Genomic DNA, 15,441 nt, shown 5'->3' on the forward strand with positions numbered 1-15,441 from the left:
TTACGCCGGATGTGCCCCGGTCTGGGCGGGCGGGTAGATTTGGGCCCATGAAATATGCCAATTCTGTTCTGGACCTGATCGGCAACACTCCGTTGGTCAAGCTGAACAAAGTGACCGAAGGTATTGCTGCCACCGTCCTGGCGAAGGTGGAGTATTTCAACCCGGGCGGATCGATCAAGGACCGCATCGCGGTGAAGATGATCGAGGAAGCTGAGAAGGACGGGCGGCTGAAGCCCGGCGGCACGGTGATCGAACCCACCAGCGGCAACACCGGTGTGGGCCTGGCCCTGGTGGCCCAGCAGAAGGGCTATAAGTCCATCTTCGTGACCCCGGACAAGGTGGGCCTGGAAAAGCGCGACGTGCTCAAGGCCTACGGCGCCGACGTCGTCGTTACCCCCACCTCGGTGGCCCCGGACAGCCCGGAGTCCTACTACGGTGTCTCCGACCGGCTGGTGACCGAGGTGGACGGCGGCTACAAGCCGGACCAGTTCAACAACCCGGCGGCTCCGGCCAGCCACTACGAGACAACCGGCCCGGAGATCTGGCGCGACACCGACGGCCAGGTCACGCACGTGGTGATCGGCGCCGGCACCGGCGGCACCATCACGGGAACCGGCCGCTACCTGAAGGAAATTTCCGCCGACCGGCCCAGCGGCCCGGTCAAGATCATCGGCGCCGACCCGGCGGGCTCGGTCTACTCCGGCGGCACCGGACGGCCGTACTTCGTCGAAGGCGTCGGCGAGGACATGTGGCCGGACAACTACGACAAGTCCGTTCCGGACGAGGTGCTGGCCATCAACGACGCGGAAGCGTTCGCGATGACCCGCCGGCTGGCGCAGGAAGAGGGACTGCTGGTGGGCGGCTCCTCCGGCATGGCCGTGGTGGCGGCACTGAACGTGGCCAAGGACCTGGGACCGGACGACATTGTGGTGGTGATCCTGCCGGATTCCGGACGCGGCTACCTGGGCAAGATCTTCAACGACGAATGGATGAAGTCCTACGGCTTCATCGCCGGCGGAGAAGAAACCACAGTGGCCGAGGTGCTGCAGGGCAAGAGCGGCCGGCTGCCGGATCTGGTGCACACCCATCCCTACGAGACGGTGCGCGACGTCATCGAGATCATGAACGAATACGGCGTCTCCGTGCTGCCGGTCCTGTCGCAGGAGCCGCCGGTGGTCATGGGCGAGGTGGTCGGCGCGGTGAACGAACGGGATCTGACTGCCAAGCTGTTCAAGAACGAAGCGAAGCTGACCGACAAGGTCGGCGACCACCTGGGAGCGGCGATGCCGCTGGTCGGATCGCTGGAGACGGTGTCCGCCGCCCGGGAGAAGCTGCAGGCGGCCGACAGCGTGCTGGTCACGTTGGCCGGGGCGCCGGTGGGCGTGCTGACCCGGCACGACCTGCTGTCCTACCTCACGAGCTGAAGGAGAGAAGAATGAGCGCAGAGAACAACCAGGGCTTCAACACCCGGGCCGTGCATGCCGGCCAGGTGCCGGACGAAGCCACCGGCGCGGTGGTGCCGGCGATCTACCAGTCTTCGACCTTCGCCCAGGACGGCATCGGCGGGCTGCGCAACGGCTACGAATACGGCCGCGGCACCAACCCCACCCGCGACTCGCTGCAGGTGCAGTTGGCGGCGGTGGAGGGCGGCAAGCACGCGTTCTCCTTCGCCTCCGGCCTGGCGGCCGAAGACGCGCTGATCCGCGCCCTGCTCGCCCCGGGCGACCACATTGTTCTGGGCAACGATGCGTACGGCGGAACCTACCGGCTGATCAACCGGGTACTGGGCGCCTGGGGCATCGGCCATACCGTGGTGGACATGTCCGACATCTCGAGGGTCGCAGCCGCCGTCAACGAGCACAAGGCCCGGTTCCTCTGGGTGGAGACTCCCTCCAACCCGATGATGAAGGTCACCGATATTGCCGCGCTGGCCGAACTGGCCCACGCCGCCGGTGCGTTGCTGGTGGTGGACAACACCTTTGCCTCGCCGTACCTGCAGAACCCGCTGGCCTTCGGTGCCGACGTCGTGGTGCACTCGACCACCAAGTACATCGGCGGGCACTCGGACGTGATCGGCGGTGCCGTGGTTCTCAACGACGACGCGCTCGCCGAGAAGATCGGCTTCGTGCAGTTTGCCGTGGGCGCCGTGTCCGCTCCGATGGATGCCTTCCTGACCACCCGCGGCCTCAAGACGCTGGGCGTGCGGATGGACCGGCATTCCGCCAACGCCCAGGCCGTGGCCGAATGGCTGCGGGACCGGCCCGAAGTCGAGGCCGTGTTCTACCCGGGGCTGCCGGACCACCCCGGCCACGAGCTGGCCAAGAAGCAGATGCGTGGCTTCGGCGGCATGGTCTCGGTCTCCTTCACCGGCGGCGAGGCGGCGGCCCGGAAGGTAGCCGAGTCCACCACGGTGTTCACGCTGGCCGAATCGCTCGGCGGCATCGAGTCGCTGGTCAACTACCCCTCGGAGATGACCCACGCCTCGGTGAAGGGCACCGAGCTGGCCGTGCCGGAGAACCTGATCCGGCTGTCCGTGGGCATCGAGGACATCGAGGACCTGATCGCCGACTTGGAACAGGCTTTCGCCCAGCTCTAGGCGGATCTAGGCAGATCTGAGCCGATTGAGGCGAAACACTCGACCAGCGGCAGAGGCCTGCGGTTCCGGGCGACCGGGCCGTGGGCCTCTGGCGTGTCCCGGGGCGGAGGAGAATACTGTGCCCATGGATGCGAACAAGCAGTACCTACCGGCCAGCGTTGTCCCCGGTCTGCAGTCGCGCAAGGCGGCTGCACTGATCGACTACCTCACCGGCACCGTCGGGTTCGTCGAACACGCCCGGTTCGAGGAGCACGGTGTGGTGATCCACGCGGAACTGCTGTGGCCTGAAGGCGGCATGGTGATGGTCTCCAGCCACGCAGAAGGCACACTGTGGGCCCGTGAGCCGGGCTCGGCACAGTTGAATGTGTACACCCATGATCCTGATGACCTCTATGCCCGGTTGCAGGCCGCGGACGCCTCCATCATCCGCGACCTGCAGGACACCGATTACGGGGACCGCGGCTTCGCCATCAACGATCCGGACGGTAATCTCTGGGCCTTCGGCAAGTACCGCGGGCAGCCGCTGCCCGGTTCGAACGGCGCCAAGGATCAGGATGTCAGCTACGAAGGCCACGCCTAGGCAGGCATACGGCGAAATATATGATCACTGCATGAATCCCGGATCCCTGCTGGCCCTCTGCCGGCTGCACGCGCTGAAGCCCGATGCCAGCAAGGTAGGAATCACGGGCATCGACAAACGGCCGGTCGCCGGGCGGATCCCGGTCCACTCCCTGGGGCTGCGCGCGGATGTGCAAGCGGACCGCAGGAACCACGGCGGCGAGCTGAAGGCCCTCTACGCCTATGCCCAGGAAGATGCCGACGCGTGGTCCGCCGAGCTCGGGCGTGACATCCCGCCGGGGCTGTTCGGCGAAAACCTGCGGACCACCGGTGTGCAGGTCAGCGGCGCGCTGGTCGGGGAGCGGTGGCAAATCGGCCCGGAGGTCGTCGTTGAAGTGACCATGCCGCGGATTCCCTGCGCCACCTTCGCCCGGCACCTGGACGAGCCTCGGTGGGTCAAGCGCTTCCTGCAGAAGGGACTGCCCGGCGCCTACCTCAAAGTCATCGCGACCGGCTCCCTTGCAGCCGGCGACGGAATCCACATCATCTTCCGGCCGGGGCACGGCGTCAGCGCGGCGGAATCGTCGCTGGGTCTCACCCCGGATCAAGCGCAGGCGCTCCGGGAGTCCGAGGCCAACGGCGAAATTGTGCTGCACGGCAACGTCAGCAAGGCGGTCCGCAGGGCGCTGGACCCAGGCCGGATCCACGCCTGACCGCGCTGCCGCCATGCCGCGGGTCAGCGGCGTAGTGGTTCTCCCACCCGACTGAAATTTTCACCCGGCCAACGCTTGTCCGCCGGACTACGCCGCCGTATTCTTTATGCAACTTGTTGTGCAAAGGAGTGCAGTATGGCTGTGGCCTACCCGAAGCTGTTCGAACCGCTGGACCTTGGCGTCACCGTCCTGCCCAACCGCGTGCTGATGGGCTCCATGCACGTGGGGCTGGAGGAGCTGCCCGGCGGATTCGAACGGATGGCCGCCTTCTATGCCGAACGCGCCCGCGGCGGCGTCGGGCTGATCGTCACCGGCGGCATCGCCCCGAACGGCGACGGCAGGCTGCAGCCAGGCGGCGCGATGATGACGACGGCGGAGGAAGCCGCCCGCCACCGAACCATCACCAATGCTGTCCACGCCGAAGGCGGGCGCATCGCGCTGCAGCTGTTGCATGCGGGCCGTTACGCCGCGCACCCGGAGCCGGTGGCGCCCAGCCCGGTGCAGGCTCCGATCAGCCCGTTCAGTCCCCGCGAACTGAGCGAGGAGGACATTGAGCAGACCATCGAGGACTTCGCCGGCGCTGCGGCGCTGGCCCGCGACGCAGGGTACGACGGCGTGGAGATCATGGGCTCCGAGGGATACCTGATCAACGAGTTCATCGTGGCCCGGACGAACCAGCGCACCGACGGCTGGGGCGGCAGCTACACCAACCGGATCCGCTTCCCGCTGGAGATCGTCCGCAGCACCCGCCAGCGCGTGGGGGAGGATTTCATCATCATCTACCGGTTGTCCATGCTGGACCTGGTGGAGGGTGGGTCCACCTTCGAGGAAGTTGCCCAGCTTGCCCGCGGCGTGGAAGCGGCGGGGGCCACCATCATCAACACCGGCATCGGCTGGCACGAATCCCGGGTGCCGACCATCGCCACCTCGGTGCCCCGGGCGGGTTTCGCCTGGGTCACCCGCCGGCTGATGGGCGCCGTCGGGATTCCCTTGGTGGCAACCAACAGGATCAACAACCCGGACACCGCCGAGCAGCTCCTGGTCGACGGGTACGCGGACATGGTCTCCATGGCCAGGCCGTTGCTCGCTGATCCGGCCTTTATGCTCAAGGCATCGCGCGGGCAGGCGGACCGAATCAATACCTGCATCGCCTGCAACCAGGCTTGCCTGGACCACACGTTCGCCGGCAAGATCACCTCCTGCCTGGTCAATCCGCGCGCCTGCCACGAAACCGAACTGGTGATCGCCCCGGCGGCAGAGCCGAAGTCGCTGGCGGTCGTCGGCGCCGGGCCCGCCGGCCTGGCCTGTGCCGTGACCGCTGCCGGGCGCGGCCACCGAGTCACGCTTTTTGAAGCTTCGGAAGAAATCGGCGGCCAGTTCAACCTGGCCAAGCAGATCCCCGGCAAGGAGGAGTTCCACGAAACCATCCGCTACTTCGGCCGCCAGTTGGAGCTGCTCGGCGTCGAGGTCCGGCTCAAGACCCGCGTGACGGCAGGTGAACTGGCCGACGGCGAGTTCGACGAGATCATCTTGGCCACCGGCGTGGTGCCGCGGATCCCGGATCTCGAGGGCGTGGACCACCCGAGCGTACTCGGCTACCAGGACGTGCTGCGCGACCACCGGGAGCTCGGCTCAACGGTGGCGGTGCTGGGCGCCGGCGGCATCGGTTTCGACGTCAGCGAGTACATCACCCAGGCCGGCCCCAGTGCCACGCTTGAGCCGGAACGGTTCCGGGAACACTGGGGGATCGACGACGACCCCGCCGTCCGCGGCGGCCTCACCGAACCCCGGCCCGGACGCCCGGCCCGGACCGTCCATCTGCTGCAGCGCAAGGAAGCCAAGATCGGCGCCGGGCTGGGCAAGACCACGGGGTGGATCCATCGGGCGGAGCTGAAGAGCCGCGGCGTCCACATGATCCCTGCCGCTACCTACCGCAAAATCGACGACGACGGACTGCACCTGACAGTCGACGGCACCGACTCGATACTCGCCGTGGACAATGTGGTGCTCTGCACCGGGCAGGAACCGCAGCGCGAACTGCTGGAGGCGCTGGAGGGCCTGGGCCTGCCGGTCCATCTGGTGGGCGGCGCGGACGTCGCCGCCGAACTCGATGCCAAACGCGCCATCAACCAAGCGACCCGGCTCGCCGCGGCGCTGTAGCGGAAGGAACTCGACCATGTCCCTGCCGCACGCCATCCTCACCGCGCTGCTGGAACAACCCGGCTCCGGGGCGGAACTGGCCCGCCGGTTCGATAAGTCCTTCGGCTTCTTCTGGCCGGCCACCCACCAACAGATCTACCGCGAGCTGGCCAAGCTGGAACTGAACGGGCTGGTCAAATCCGGTGGCCGCGACTTCAGCCGGGGCCGGGCCAAGGACTACACCGTGCTCGCCGCCGGCCGGAAAGAATTGATCCGCTGGACGCTGGAGCAGCAGGAGCCACGTCCAGTCCGCGAGGAATTGATGATCAGGCTTCGCGCCTCCTCGGTGCTGGGCGATGTCCCCATCACCGACGAGCTGGAGCGGCATCTCCGCCTGCACCGCGCCCAGTTGGCCACCTATCAACAGCTGGACCAACGGGGCACCTGGGACGACGCCAACCGGCTGCAAAGAGCCGTGCTGCAGGCCGGGATCATGTTCGAGCAGACCTGGATCGAGTGGGCCGAACAAACCCTGGGGCTGCAGCCTGAAGCGGCGGCCGTTCAAGCGACCAGCGCCCCAGGGTAACCCGGCTGTGCGCAACGTCACCGGCCGTCGTCGTGCTTTCCCGCAGAAATGGGTCGCCAGCATGACGTACACTGGATGCATCCCCCACTGTCGGTATTCCCTTAGTTCTGCGCGATAATGCCACTCACGGTCTTGTCGAAGCGTCTGATTGGTGTGTGGGTCCGCCTCTAAATGGCGGGCAGTTTCATGTTTGGGAGCGCCGGCTAAAGAAAACGCCGCCAGGTTTCCGCGCACAGCGCGGGCAGCCAGCGAAGCGGCGGAAAGCCCTGCCACGGGATTGCAATAGCGCCGGGCTTTGAGTCAGAGGACCGCGGACATTCATGTGCCGCGGCCACCGGTCCCCAGCTGAATACGAGGAACTGCCCCGTGTCCGAAAACACTGTTAACACCATGCCCGAAAATGCCGACGCCGCTCCGGCCGTCGAAGACGAGAACACCGTACTCTTCACCGACTTCGGCCTCGATGGCCGCGTGCTCGCGGCTCTGACCGACGTCGGCTATGAAAAGCCCTCGCCGATCCAGGCCGCCACCATCCCCGTGCTGCTGGAAGGCCGCGACGTGGTGGGCCTGGCCCAGACCGGCACCGGCAAGACCGCGGCCTTCGCAGTTCCGGCACTGTCCCGGATGGCCGAACTGCCGCCGACCAAAAAGACCCAGATCCTGGTGCTGGCACCCACCCGCGAGCTGGCCCTGCAGGTGGCGGAGGCGTTCTCCTCCTACGCCGCACACATGGACGATTTCACCGTGCTGCCGGTCTACGGCGGCTCCGCCTACGGCCCGCAGCTGGCCGGACTGCGCCGCGGCGCCCAGGTTGTTGTCGGCACCCCGGGCCGCGTGATCGACCACATCGAAAAGGGTTCCCTGGACCTGTCCGAACTGCAGTACATGGTGCTGGACGAGGCCGACGAGATGCTGCGCATGGGCTTCGCCGAAGAGGTGGACCAGATCCTCTCGAAGACCCCCGAAGATAAGCAGGTTGCGCTGTTCTCGGCGACCATGCCGACCGCCATCCGCCGGATCGCCAAGAAGTACCTGAAGGACCCGGCCGAAATCACGGTCAAGGCCAAGACCACCACGGGCACCAACACCCGCCAGCGCTACCTGCAGGTCATGGGCCCGCACAAGCTCGACGCGATGACCCGGATCCTGGAAGCCGAAGACTTCGACGGCGTGATCGCCTTCGTGCGCACCAAGATGGCCACCGAAGACCTGGCGGACAAGCTCAAGGCCCGCGGCTACCGGTCCGCCGCCATCAACGGCGACATCCCGCAGCAGCAGCGTGAGCGCACCGTCGAGGCGCTGCGCGACGGCAAGATCGACATCCTGGTCGCCACCGATGTTGCCGCCCGTGGGCTGGACGTCGAGCGCATCACCTTGGTGGTCAACTACGACATCCCGCACGACACCGAGTCCTACGTGCACCGTATCGGCCGCACCGGCCGCGCCGGCCGTTCGGGCGACGCCATCCTGTTCATGACGCCGCGCGAGAAGTACCTGCTGCGCGCCATTGAAAAGGCCACCCGCCAGCCGGTCGAGCAGATGCACCTGCCCTCTGCCGAGACCATCAACAACCTCCGGATGAGCAAGTTCGCGGAAAAGATCACCGAGACCCTGGCGTCCGAAGACGTTTCGATCTTCCGTGACCTGATCGCCAGCTACGAGACCGAGCACGACGTTCCGGCGGCCGAAATCGCCGCCGCCTTGGCCGTCATGGCCCAGGGTGGGCGCCCGCTGCTGGTCCAGGACCTGCCGGAAGCACCGAAGGGCCAGCGCGAGCGCGCCGGCGGCGGACGCGACGGCATGAATTCCCGCGGCCCGTCCCGCACCCTGACCGAGGGCAACGCCACCTACCGGATCGCCGTCGGGCGCCGCAACCGCGTGATGCCCGGCTCCATTGTCGGCGCCATCGCCAACGAGGGCGGCCTGTCCGCCGCCCAGATCGGCGGCATCGACATCCGCTCCGACCACTCGCTGGTCGAGCTGCCCGCGGACCTGAGCAAGGACCAACTGCGCGCACTGTCCAAGACCCGCATCGGCGGCGAGCTGATTCACCTGGAGCTGGACGCGGGCCGCAAGCCGCGCCGGGACCGCGACGACTTCGGCGGCGGCCACCGCGGCGGCTTCCGCAGCGACCGGGGAGACCGGCCGTTCACCAAGAAGTCCGACGGCGACCGCCCCTACAAGAAGAAGTTTGACGGGGATCGTCCGTACAAGAAGAACGACGGCGAACGCAGCTTCAGCGGCGACCGCGCCGATCGCGGTGGCTTCGGCGGCGACCGCAGCTTTGGCGGCCCGCGCAAGCCCCGCCACACCCGCGGCTGATCCCCACCGGATCGCTTAGCCACTCTCCGGGGCACCTGTCATGGACAGGTGCCCCGGAGGCGTTTAACCCGCCTTCCGGGCGTTGCTGGAGCTCCTCCGGGTACCGGAGACCACCGCGGACCCATGTTCGGGGGAGTAGACCACGGCGGCTGCCAGCCCGCAGCTCTCAAAGACGCCGGCAGCAGCCTCCGCTTGGCGCTCGCTTGTTTCCACCAGGACCGACCCTCCCAATGCCAACCATTCCGGTGCGCCCGCCGCAACGCGGCGCATGACCGCCAAACCGTCCGCACCGCCGTCGAGCGCCCACGCCGTTTCATGCAGGCGGGCCTCGGCCGGCAGCAGGGCGATCTCCCGTGTGGGCACATAGGGCACGTTGGCGGCCAGCACGTCCACCCGACCCCGCAGCCCCGAGGGCAGCGCGTCGAAGAGATCGCCCTCGTGCACCTGCGCGGCCGGCAGGTTCTGACGCGCACAAGTAACCGCCGCCGGATCCACATCAACGGCATGCAGTTCGGCCGGTGCCAGCAGCTTGTTCAGTGCCGCTCCCACGGCACCGGAGCCGCAGCACAGGTCGACGATGACGGCGGTGCCCGCCGGGGCAACCTCGGCTGCACGCTGGACCAAGAACTCCGTTCTCCGGCGCGGGACGAAGACCCCAGGGGCCACGGCAACACGCAAGCCGCAGAACTCAGCCCAACCCAGGACCTGTTCCAAAGGCATGCCGGCAGCGCGCTGTTCCAGCCTTGCAGCCAAGACTTCCGGGTGTCGGTCGTCGGCCAGCAGCAGGTCCGCTTCTTCCTCAGCAAATACGCAGCCTGCGGCACGCAGCCGGGAGACGATTCCATCCCGGCACGCGGATGACTGGGAAACCTGCATGGGTTCCTTTCGAATGGTGCCCCCAGACTACCCACTAGCCCGCGGTTCACGCCTGCTTTCATGTGATCTTCGCTGCATTTTGCCGGCGGAGTTCCGCATCGGCAGTTTCCGTTCCGCTGCACGGTTCCGGCTCCGTTTTCGGCGTCTCCAAGGGCGAGAACCACTGTCGAAGACCGTACATCCGGGGCCCGTTCGCAGCCCAGTCCGGAGTCTGCGGTGTGGCGTTCACCACGGGGCCTCAATCCGATTTCATCCCGGGGCAAATTGCTGGTAATGTATTTCTCCGTTGCCCCCCTAGCTCAGTGGTAGAGCGCGTTCTTGGTAAGAACGAGGTCACCGGATCGATTCCGGTGGGGGGCTCTGAATGGCAAAGCCCGCGTCTGCGTCGCGAGACGCAGCGCGGGCGCTCCCATTCGTGGCGGTGTAGCTCAGCTGGTTAGAGCGCACGACTCATAATCGTGAGGTCCCCGGATCGAGTCCGGGCACCGCTACAAAGCCTTGAAGGGCCCGATCGGAACTACGGTTTCGTACGGGTCCTTCAGCTTGTTAAGGGGTCCGCTAGTCCGTGCTGTGGCCGCGTGTCCACCGGGCCGTGCTGAAGCCGTCTGTCCGCCGGGCCGTGCTGTGGCCGCCTGTCCACGGGGCCGTGCTGCGAATCCCTTTACTAGAGTGGACGCCATGCCCGCCCTCTATCTTGCCCACGGCATCGTCTGGACCGCTGCGGGGCCCGAGCTGCGCCTGGCCTCCCCGGATGGCACCCCGGAGGGCATTCCAGTAAGAGTCGGGACCCGTCTGGGCTTCCACGTGTTGGATCCACAGGTCTTCTGCCTGGGCAGCCACAGGGTGCAGTCCGCAGACGAGCGGACACATGTGCCGTGCCGGCTGCAGGCGCCGGCCGAGCGCGGCTACCAGTGTGTTAACTGCTTCCTCAATGACGACTTGCGCTTCCTGCATGACAGCCATCGAAGCGGCCGTGCGCCTGGGGGGCTGTTGCTGTACCTCGCGCAGCCGCACTGGCTCTACGTGGCGACGTTCGCCAACGGCGCCAGCAAGGTGGGCACGGCGGCCAACATACGGAAGTCGCTGCGGTTGGCCGAGCAAGGCGCCGTGGTCGCCCGTTACGTCGCCAAGACGCGTGACGGGCGGGTGGTCCGGGTGCTGGAGGACATGGTTTCGGGAGCTACTGAGCTGACCCAAGCCGTGCGTGGCGCCGCCAAGTATGCCGGGCTCCTGACCCCGCTGCCTGCAGACGACTTGGAGCGGATTAACGCGAGCCACGCCGCTACTGTCCGCAAGTTGCTGCCTGCCGCTCAACTGGACGGCTTCGACGTCGTCGACGAACAGTGGCCGTTGCCGCAGCTCGCGGCGCCGGTACTGGCGGATGGCATCAGGAGAAGCTACCCGAGCAACTTTGATTCAGGAGACCATGGACTCACCGTGCAGGGCATTCTGGGCAGCGCCGCGGCGGCACAGCTGACGGAGGGTGGCCCGCACTTCCTGGCGGACCTCGGGAGACTCAAGGGCCGCCGGATCGAATTGGGGGACTTCGTCTCCGAGCTGCCCGCCATGCAGGAACAACTGTTCTAGCCACCATCTTGACCGAGGCCTATGCACGGCCAACAGCCCCACGGTTCGGCCGGTAGCGGCGCGGCCGGTAACCTTGAAGTATGAATCCTTGGGACCTCGGCTCGCCGCTGTACCGCAAGCTGGTGATCACTGCCATGGCGCTCATCGGCCTCGGGATCCTGCTGTCTGTCATCGGCGCCTCGGCCAGCATCCAATGGCTGATCTGGGCGGCCATCGCGGTCATCGCCACGGGACTGCTGAGCCATCTGGCGGGGCTGTTGGTTCGATTCCGCGACGCCCGCGCCAGGCAGGCGGCCGCAAATCCGCGCAGCACCCCTCCGTCCAAGCGACGTTAGTCCATTCCCGCCCGCTCCACCTGAAGGAGATCCATGTCCGAGCAAGCCGGGGTCAACCCCGACCTCGCCGGCCGCGTGTACCCGGCCGGCGCTGCCTACACTGTGGGCCGCGAGAAAATCAGGGAGTTTGCCTCGGCGGTGAAAGCCGCGCACCCCGCGCACTTTGACGTTGAAGCCGCGCGCGCACTCGGCTATGCCGATTTGGTGGCGCCGCCTACCTTCGCCATCATCGTGGCCCAACGCGCAGATGCTCAGCTGATCGAGGATTCGGACTCCGGCATCGATTTCTCCCGCGTCGTCCACGCCGACCAGCGATTCGTCCATCACCGGCCGATCGTTGCCGGCGACGAGCTCGTCGCTGAGCTCCATGTGGACCAAGTTCGCGCCATGGGCGGCGGGGCCATGATCACCACCCGCGCCGAGATCAGCACCGTGGCCGGCGAGAAAACGGCCACCACCACGTCGTCAATCCTGGTGAGAGGGGAAGGCCAGTGAGCGTTGAACTGAACGAACTGACCGTTGGACAGGACATCGGTTCACGAGCCATTGAGGTCTCCCGCGCAGACTTGGTCAGGTACGCCGGTGCCTCGGGCGACTTCAATCCAATCCATTGGAACGGGCGCTTCGCCGAGCAGGTGGGACTTCCCGGCGTCATAGCGCACGGCATGTTCACGATGGGTGCTGCCGTGCAATTGGTGACGGACTGGATCGGCAACCCGGCCGCCGTCGTCGACTACCAGACACGGTTCACTAAGCCAGTCCTCGTGGAGGACGTTGACGGCCCCGGTGCCAACATCGAAGTCAGCGGTTCCATCGGAGCCATCGACGAAGACAACGGGACGGCGCGAGTGGACCTGACGGTCACTGCTGCGGGTGTGAAGGTGCTGGTCAAAGCCCAGGCGGTCGTCAAGGTTTGGTGACTCGCCCTGAACCCGGCAGCGGAGAGCCCGGCGCCGTGACAGAAACGATTCTTTCTCCGCTGACAACGCTCGGTGTGGGCGGAGTGGCCCGGCGTTATGTCGGGGCCGGCTCCGAGTCCGAGATTGTCGATGCCGTCAAGGCTGCCGACGGTTCCGGCGACGACCTTCTGATCGTCGGCGGCGGGTCCAACCTCGTGATTTCCGACGACGGCTTCCCCGGAAGCGTTATTCGTGTCGCCAACACCGGCTACACCGTTCATGAACAGGGCGGTACCGTGGCGCTGACGGTTCAAGCCGGTCAGCCCTGGGACGACCTCGTGGCACTGACCGTCGCCAACGGCTGGGCCGGGCTGGAAGCGCTCTCCGGTATCCCGGGGCTAACGGGTGCCACGCCGGTACAGAACGTCGGCGCCTACGGATCCGACGTATCGCAAACCATCACTCGGGTCCGAACATGGGACCGGCGGGCTGGTTCGATCCAGGAATTCGACAACAGCGGCCTCGCGTTTGGCTATCGGGACTCGGTCTTGAAGCGAAGCACCGTCAACGGTTCGCCGCGCTTCGTAGTGCTGGAAGTAGAGTTCCGGCTGACGGCGGGGCGACAAAGCCTTCCGATACGGTACGCCGAATTGGCCCGTGTGCTGGGAGTCGAGATCGGTGGAACAGCCAAGGCCTCGGACGTTCGACGGGAAGTGCTCCGGCTGCGAGCGTCCAAGGGGATGGTCCACGATCCTGACGACAGGGACACATTCAGCACGGGATCTTTCTTCACCAATCCCATTGTCGATGCCGCAACCGCGGAAGGACTTCCCGCGAACGCACCGCGGTGGCCGGCCGGTGACCAGATCAAGCTGAGCGCGGCCTGGCTCATCGACCAAGCCGGCTTCTCCAAGGGCTTCGGTCTCGAGGGCACATCAAACGGTGACCTCAAAGGGGACGCTTTGGCCGGCGGCCGCGCGTCCCTGTCGACCAAGCACACACTGGCAATCACCAACCGTGGTGAAGCCAGCGCAGAAGACATTCTGGCGATCGCCCGTGCGGTACGGGACGGAGTTGAACATGCCTTTGGTATTCGGCTTCAGCCCGAGCCTCTGTTGATCGGGTGCAGCCTCTAACGCCGTCATCCAGCAGTGTGAGGTTGTCGGGGTAGCCCTTCCTCCTCTGGCATAGGTTCTTACGGCAGATCTTCGCGAGTGATCGGGGCATCTGCCGGTTGGAGCAGGCGTTGTGGTACTTTGCGGCTCCGTGGGCGGACGGCGAGTTCTTCGTGCCGGATCATGAATTGGATGATGCTCGGCCGCAGCGCACGGAGATTGACCAGGCCGCTGCTGCATAACCAGCAGACCAAGCGGTAGCTGTGATTCACCTGCACCAGCCGGTCGGTGCCATGGTCCAGCAGCCACTCCGGCGACAAGAAATCGTGCATTGGCGGCAGGAGAAAGTCTGCTGGCAAAAGCCTGGCAAACGTGTCCTTCGGTTCAAAGCACTGTTCAATCTGCAACATCAACCACCATTCCTCGGAGACGTAGGCAGGGCCGCAGGCTTCGATGCACCTCCGTAAATGCGCCTCGAGCCTTTGAGAACGATCCTCCCGAATCGGTCGGGATCGACGCTGCTCTGCGAAGAATTCCCGGAGAACATCGTCGACGGTCGGCTGAGGTTGGTTGCGTCTGCTCACTGTCGGTCCCTTTCCTGCGTGATCTCGAATCCGGCTTTCAGAAGGGCGGCTGCGTTTCGTCGCATGGTGGTTCGCCCTGCTCGTTCCCGGCTGGAGTATCGGCTTGGTCTTCGGCTGTGGGGTAGGTGATGGCCCAGTTTTCGTCGGGGGTGGTGGTGTGGGTGTGGCCGGAGCGGGTGGTGAAGTGAAGGGTGCCGTCGTGGTCTTGGGTGACGGTGCCGCCGCCGTGGTGTTTGGTTTTGTGGCCGGGTTTGCAGCGGGCGCCGAGGTTCTCTGCCACTGTTTTGCCGCCGTCTTCCCAAGCGATGGTGTGGTCGATCTCGCATTGGTCGGCTGGGACGGTGCAGCCGAAGTCGCGGCAGTGCCGGTCGCGTAGCCGGACGAGGCGTTTGAGCCATTCGGGCGGGATCCGCAGGTCTTTGGCGGCGGCGATGGCTTGGCCGTAGTCGTCGGTGAGCACGAGGAGCCAGGATTTGGCCAGCGCGGTGAGGCTGCGGGTCATCTCGGGCGGGATGAGTCCGTAGCCGGTGAGTTCGCCGGGGTCTTCGGCCAGCCGGAGCAGGGTGGTCAGCGGCGCGGTGACTGCGACCGAGGCGGTGGTGTTCGCGCCGCAGCAGGTGCAGTGGCCCTGGCCGGCGGCCCCGTTGCCGGTCGCCTTGTCCCGGGCGGCCGCCCCCGTGGCGGCGGTTTCGGGTTTGGTCGCGGCCGCGGCTCCCGGTGTTGTCTGCGCTGCGGTGGTGGGGCCGTTGCCGGTGGTGGGGGCCGGGTGGTAGGCGTGGTCGGGGTAGCGCAGGAGCATGTCGGTGAAGACGTCGGCGCGGAGTTGGCCGAGGGTGCGGGTCTCTTTGGCGGTTTGCAGTTTCCTGGCGTGGGCCTGGAACAGGTTGTAGGCGAGCAGGGCTTTGTCCGCGGAGGTGCGGATGTAGAGTTCGGCCATGCCGTCGTCCTGCGGGAGGTATTGGACGGTGCGCCGTTCCCTCGCGGCCCGGTGCCGGGTCTCGAGGGTTTGGGGGTGGAGCCGGTCGCGGGCGGTGCGGGCGCGGGCCTGGACGGATTCGAGGGTGATGGTCCCGGCGCCGTCCAGGACCGTGTGCTCGAACTCGGACAGGGTGTCCGGCGGGAGGTCGGCGC

General features: G+C 66.5%; 15 protein-coding genes and 2 tRNA genes. 14 read left to right on the plus strand and 3 right to left on the minus strand.

The window, feature by feature from the left end:
• Positions 1 to 47: 47 nt before the first annotated feature.
• The 7 genes from ACWF5H_RS05135 to ACWF5H_RS05165 all read left to right on the plus strand — a co-directional run bounded on the left by ACWF5H_RS05135 (position 48) and on the right by ACWF5H_RS05165 (position 8,914).
• Complete coding sequence (locus ACWF5H_RS05135) at positions 48 to 1,424, plus strand: cystathionine beta-synthase (protein WP_452035261.1); 1,377 nt, start codon at positions 48 to 50, stop codon at positions 1,422 to 1,424.
• Positions 1,425 to 1,435: 11 nt separating this feature from the next.
• On the plus strand, positions 1,436 to 2,596 hold the full coding sequence (locus ACWF5H_RS05140; RefSeq protein WP_452035263.1) for a cystathionine gamma-synthase: 1,161 nt from the start codon (positions 1,436 to 1,438) through the stop codon (positions 2,594 to 2,596).
• Positions 2,597 to 2,720: 124 nt separating this feature from the next.
• Positions 2,721 to 3,176 (plus strand): VOC family protein, encoded by a 456-nt coding sequence (locus ACWF5H_RS05145; protein WP_364644067.1) that lies wholly within the window; start codon positions 2,721 to 2,723, stop codon positions 3,174 to 3,176.
• Positions 3,177 to 3,207: 31 nt separating this feature from the next.
• A complete protein-coding gene (locus tag ACWF5H_RS05150) occupies positions 3,208 to 3,867 on the plus strand; it encodes an MOSC domain-containing protein (RefSeq protein ID WP_452035265.1) in 660 nt (219 codons plus the stop codon).
• 135 nt (positions 3,868 to 4,002) lie between these two features.
• The gene (locus ACWF5H_RS05155) at positions 4,003 to 6,027 is read left to right on the plus strand and encodes an oxidoreductase (protein WP_452035267.1); all 2,025 of its coding nucleotides are present in this window, start codon (positions 4,003 to 4,005) and stop codon (positions 6,025 to 6,027) included.
• Between the two features lie 16 nt (positions 6,028 to 6,043).
• Positions 6,044 to 6,592 carry a PadR family transcriptional regulator gene (locus ACWF5H_RS05160; protein ID WP_452035269.1) on the plus strand — a complete coding sequence of 183 codons (549 nt, stop codon included), beginning with the start codon at positions 6,044 to 6,046 and terminating at the stop codon, positions 6,590 to 6,592.
• A 390-nt stretch (positions 6,593 to 6,982) separates the two neighbouring features.
• The gene (locus ACWF5H_RS05165; protein WP_452035365.1) at positions 6,983 to 8,914 is read left to right on the plus strand and encodes a DEAD/DEAH box helicase; all 1,932 of its coding nucleotides are present in this window, start codon (positions 6,983 to 6,985) and stop codon (positions 8,912 to 8,914) included.
• Between the two features lie 63 nt (positions 8,915 to 8,977).
• Here the strand turns inward: ACWF5H_RS05165 and ACWF5H_RS05170 are convergent, their stop codons facing one another.
• Positions 8,978 to 9,790, minus strand: a complete 813-nt coding sequence (locus tag ACWF5H_RS05170; RefSeq protein WP_452035271.1) for a putative protein N(5)-glutamine methyltransferase — start codon at positions 9,788 to 9,790, stop codon at positions 8,978 to 8,980.
• 288 nt (positions 9,791 to 10,078) lie between these two features.
• Between ACWF5H_RS05170 and ACWF5H_RS05175 the strand changes: the two genes are divergently transcribed.
• The 7 genes from ACWF5H_RS05175 (at position 10,079) to ACWF5H_RS05205 (ending at position 13,747) form a co-directional block, all read left to right on the plus strand.
• Positions 10,079 to 10,150 (plus strand) — tRNA-Thr (locus ACWF5H_RS05175).
• Between the two features lie 57 nt (positions 10,151 to 10,207).
• Positions 10,208 to 10,281, plus strand: a tRNA-Met gene (locus tag ACWF5H_RS05180).
• 187 nt (positions 10,282 to 10,468) lie between these two features.
• Entirely contained in the window at positions 10,469 to 11,377 is a 909-nt protein-coding gene (locus ACWF5H_RS05185; protein ID WP_452035273.1) for a DUF2797 domain-containing protein, read from the plus strand.
• Between the two features lie 80 nt (positions 11,378 to 11,457).
• Positions 11,458 to 11,712 carry a hypothetical protein gene (locus ACWF5H_RS05190; protein ID WP_452035275.1) on the plus strand — a complete coding sequence of 85 codons (255 nt, stop codon included), beginning with the start codon at positions 11,458 to 11,460 and terminating at the stop codon, positions 11,710 to 11,712.
• Positions 11,713 to 11,745: 33 nt separating this feature from the next.
• A complete protein-coding gene (locus ACWF5H_RS05195) occupies positions 11,746 to 12,207 on the plus strand; it encodes an FAS1-like dehydratase domain-containing protein (RefSeq protein ID WP_452035277.1) in 462 nt (153 codons plus the stop codon).
• Positions 12,204 to 12,632 carry a MaoC family dehydratase gene (locus tag ACWF5H_RS05200; protein WP_364644094.1) on the plus strand — a complete coding sequence of 143 codons (429 nt, stop codon included), beginning with the start codon at positions 12,204 to 12,206 and terminating at the stop codon, positions 12,630 to 12,632. Before ACWF5H_RS05195 ends, ACWF5H_RS05200 begins: the two co-directional genes overlap by 4 nt.
• Before the next feature lie 35 nt (positions 12,633 to 12,667).
• On the plus strand, positions 12,668 to 13,747 hold the full coding sequence (locus ACWF5H_RS05205) for a UDP-N-acetylmuramate dehydrogenase (protein WP_452035279.1): 1,080 nt from the start codon (positions 12,668 to 12,670) through the stop codon (positions 13,745 to 13,747).
• Between the two features lie 59 nt (positions 13,748 to 13,806).
• Here the strand turns inward: ACWF5H_RS05205 and ACWF5H_RS05210 are convergent, their stop codons facing one another.
• Both ACWF5H_RS05210 and ACWF5H_RS05215 read right to left on the minus strand, forming a co-directional pair.
• Positions 13,807 to 14,310 (minus strand): hypothetical protein, encoded by a 504-nt coding sequence (locus tag ACWF5H_RS05210; protein WP_452035281.1) that lies wholly within the window; start codon positions 14,308 to 14,310, stop codon positions 13,807 to 13,809.
• 37 nt (positions 14,311 to 14,347) lie between these two features.
• The coding region (locus ACWF5H_RS05215) for an HNH endonuclease signature motif containing protein (RefSeq protein ID WP_452035283.1) at positions 14,348 to 15,441 on the minus strand (1,094 nt) is incomplete at its 5' end.

The sequence above is a fragment of the Arthrobacter sp. NPDC055138 genome, from assembly GCF_053607305.1.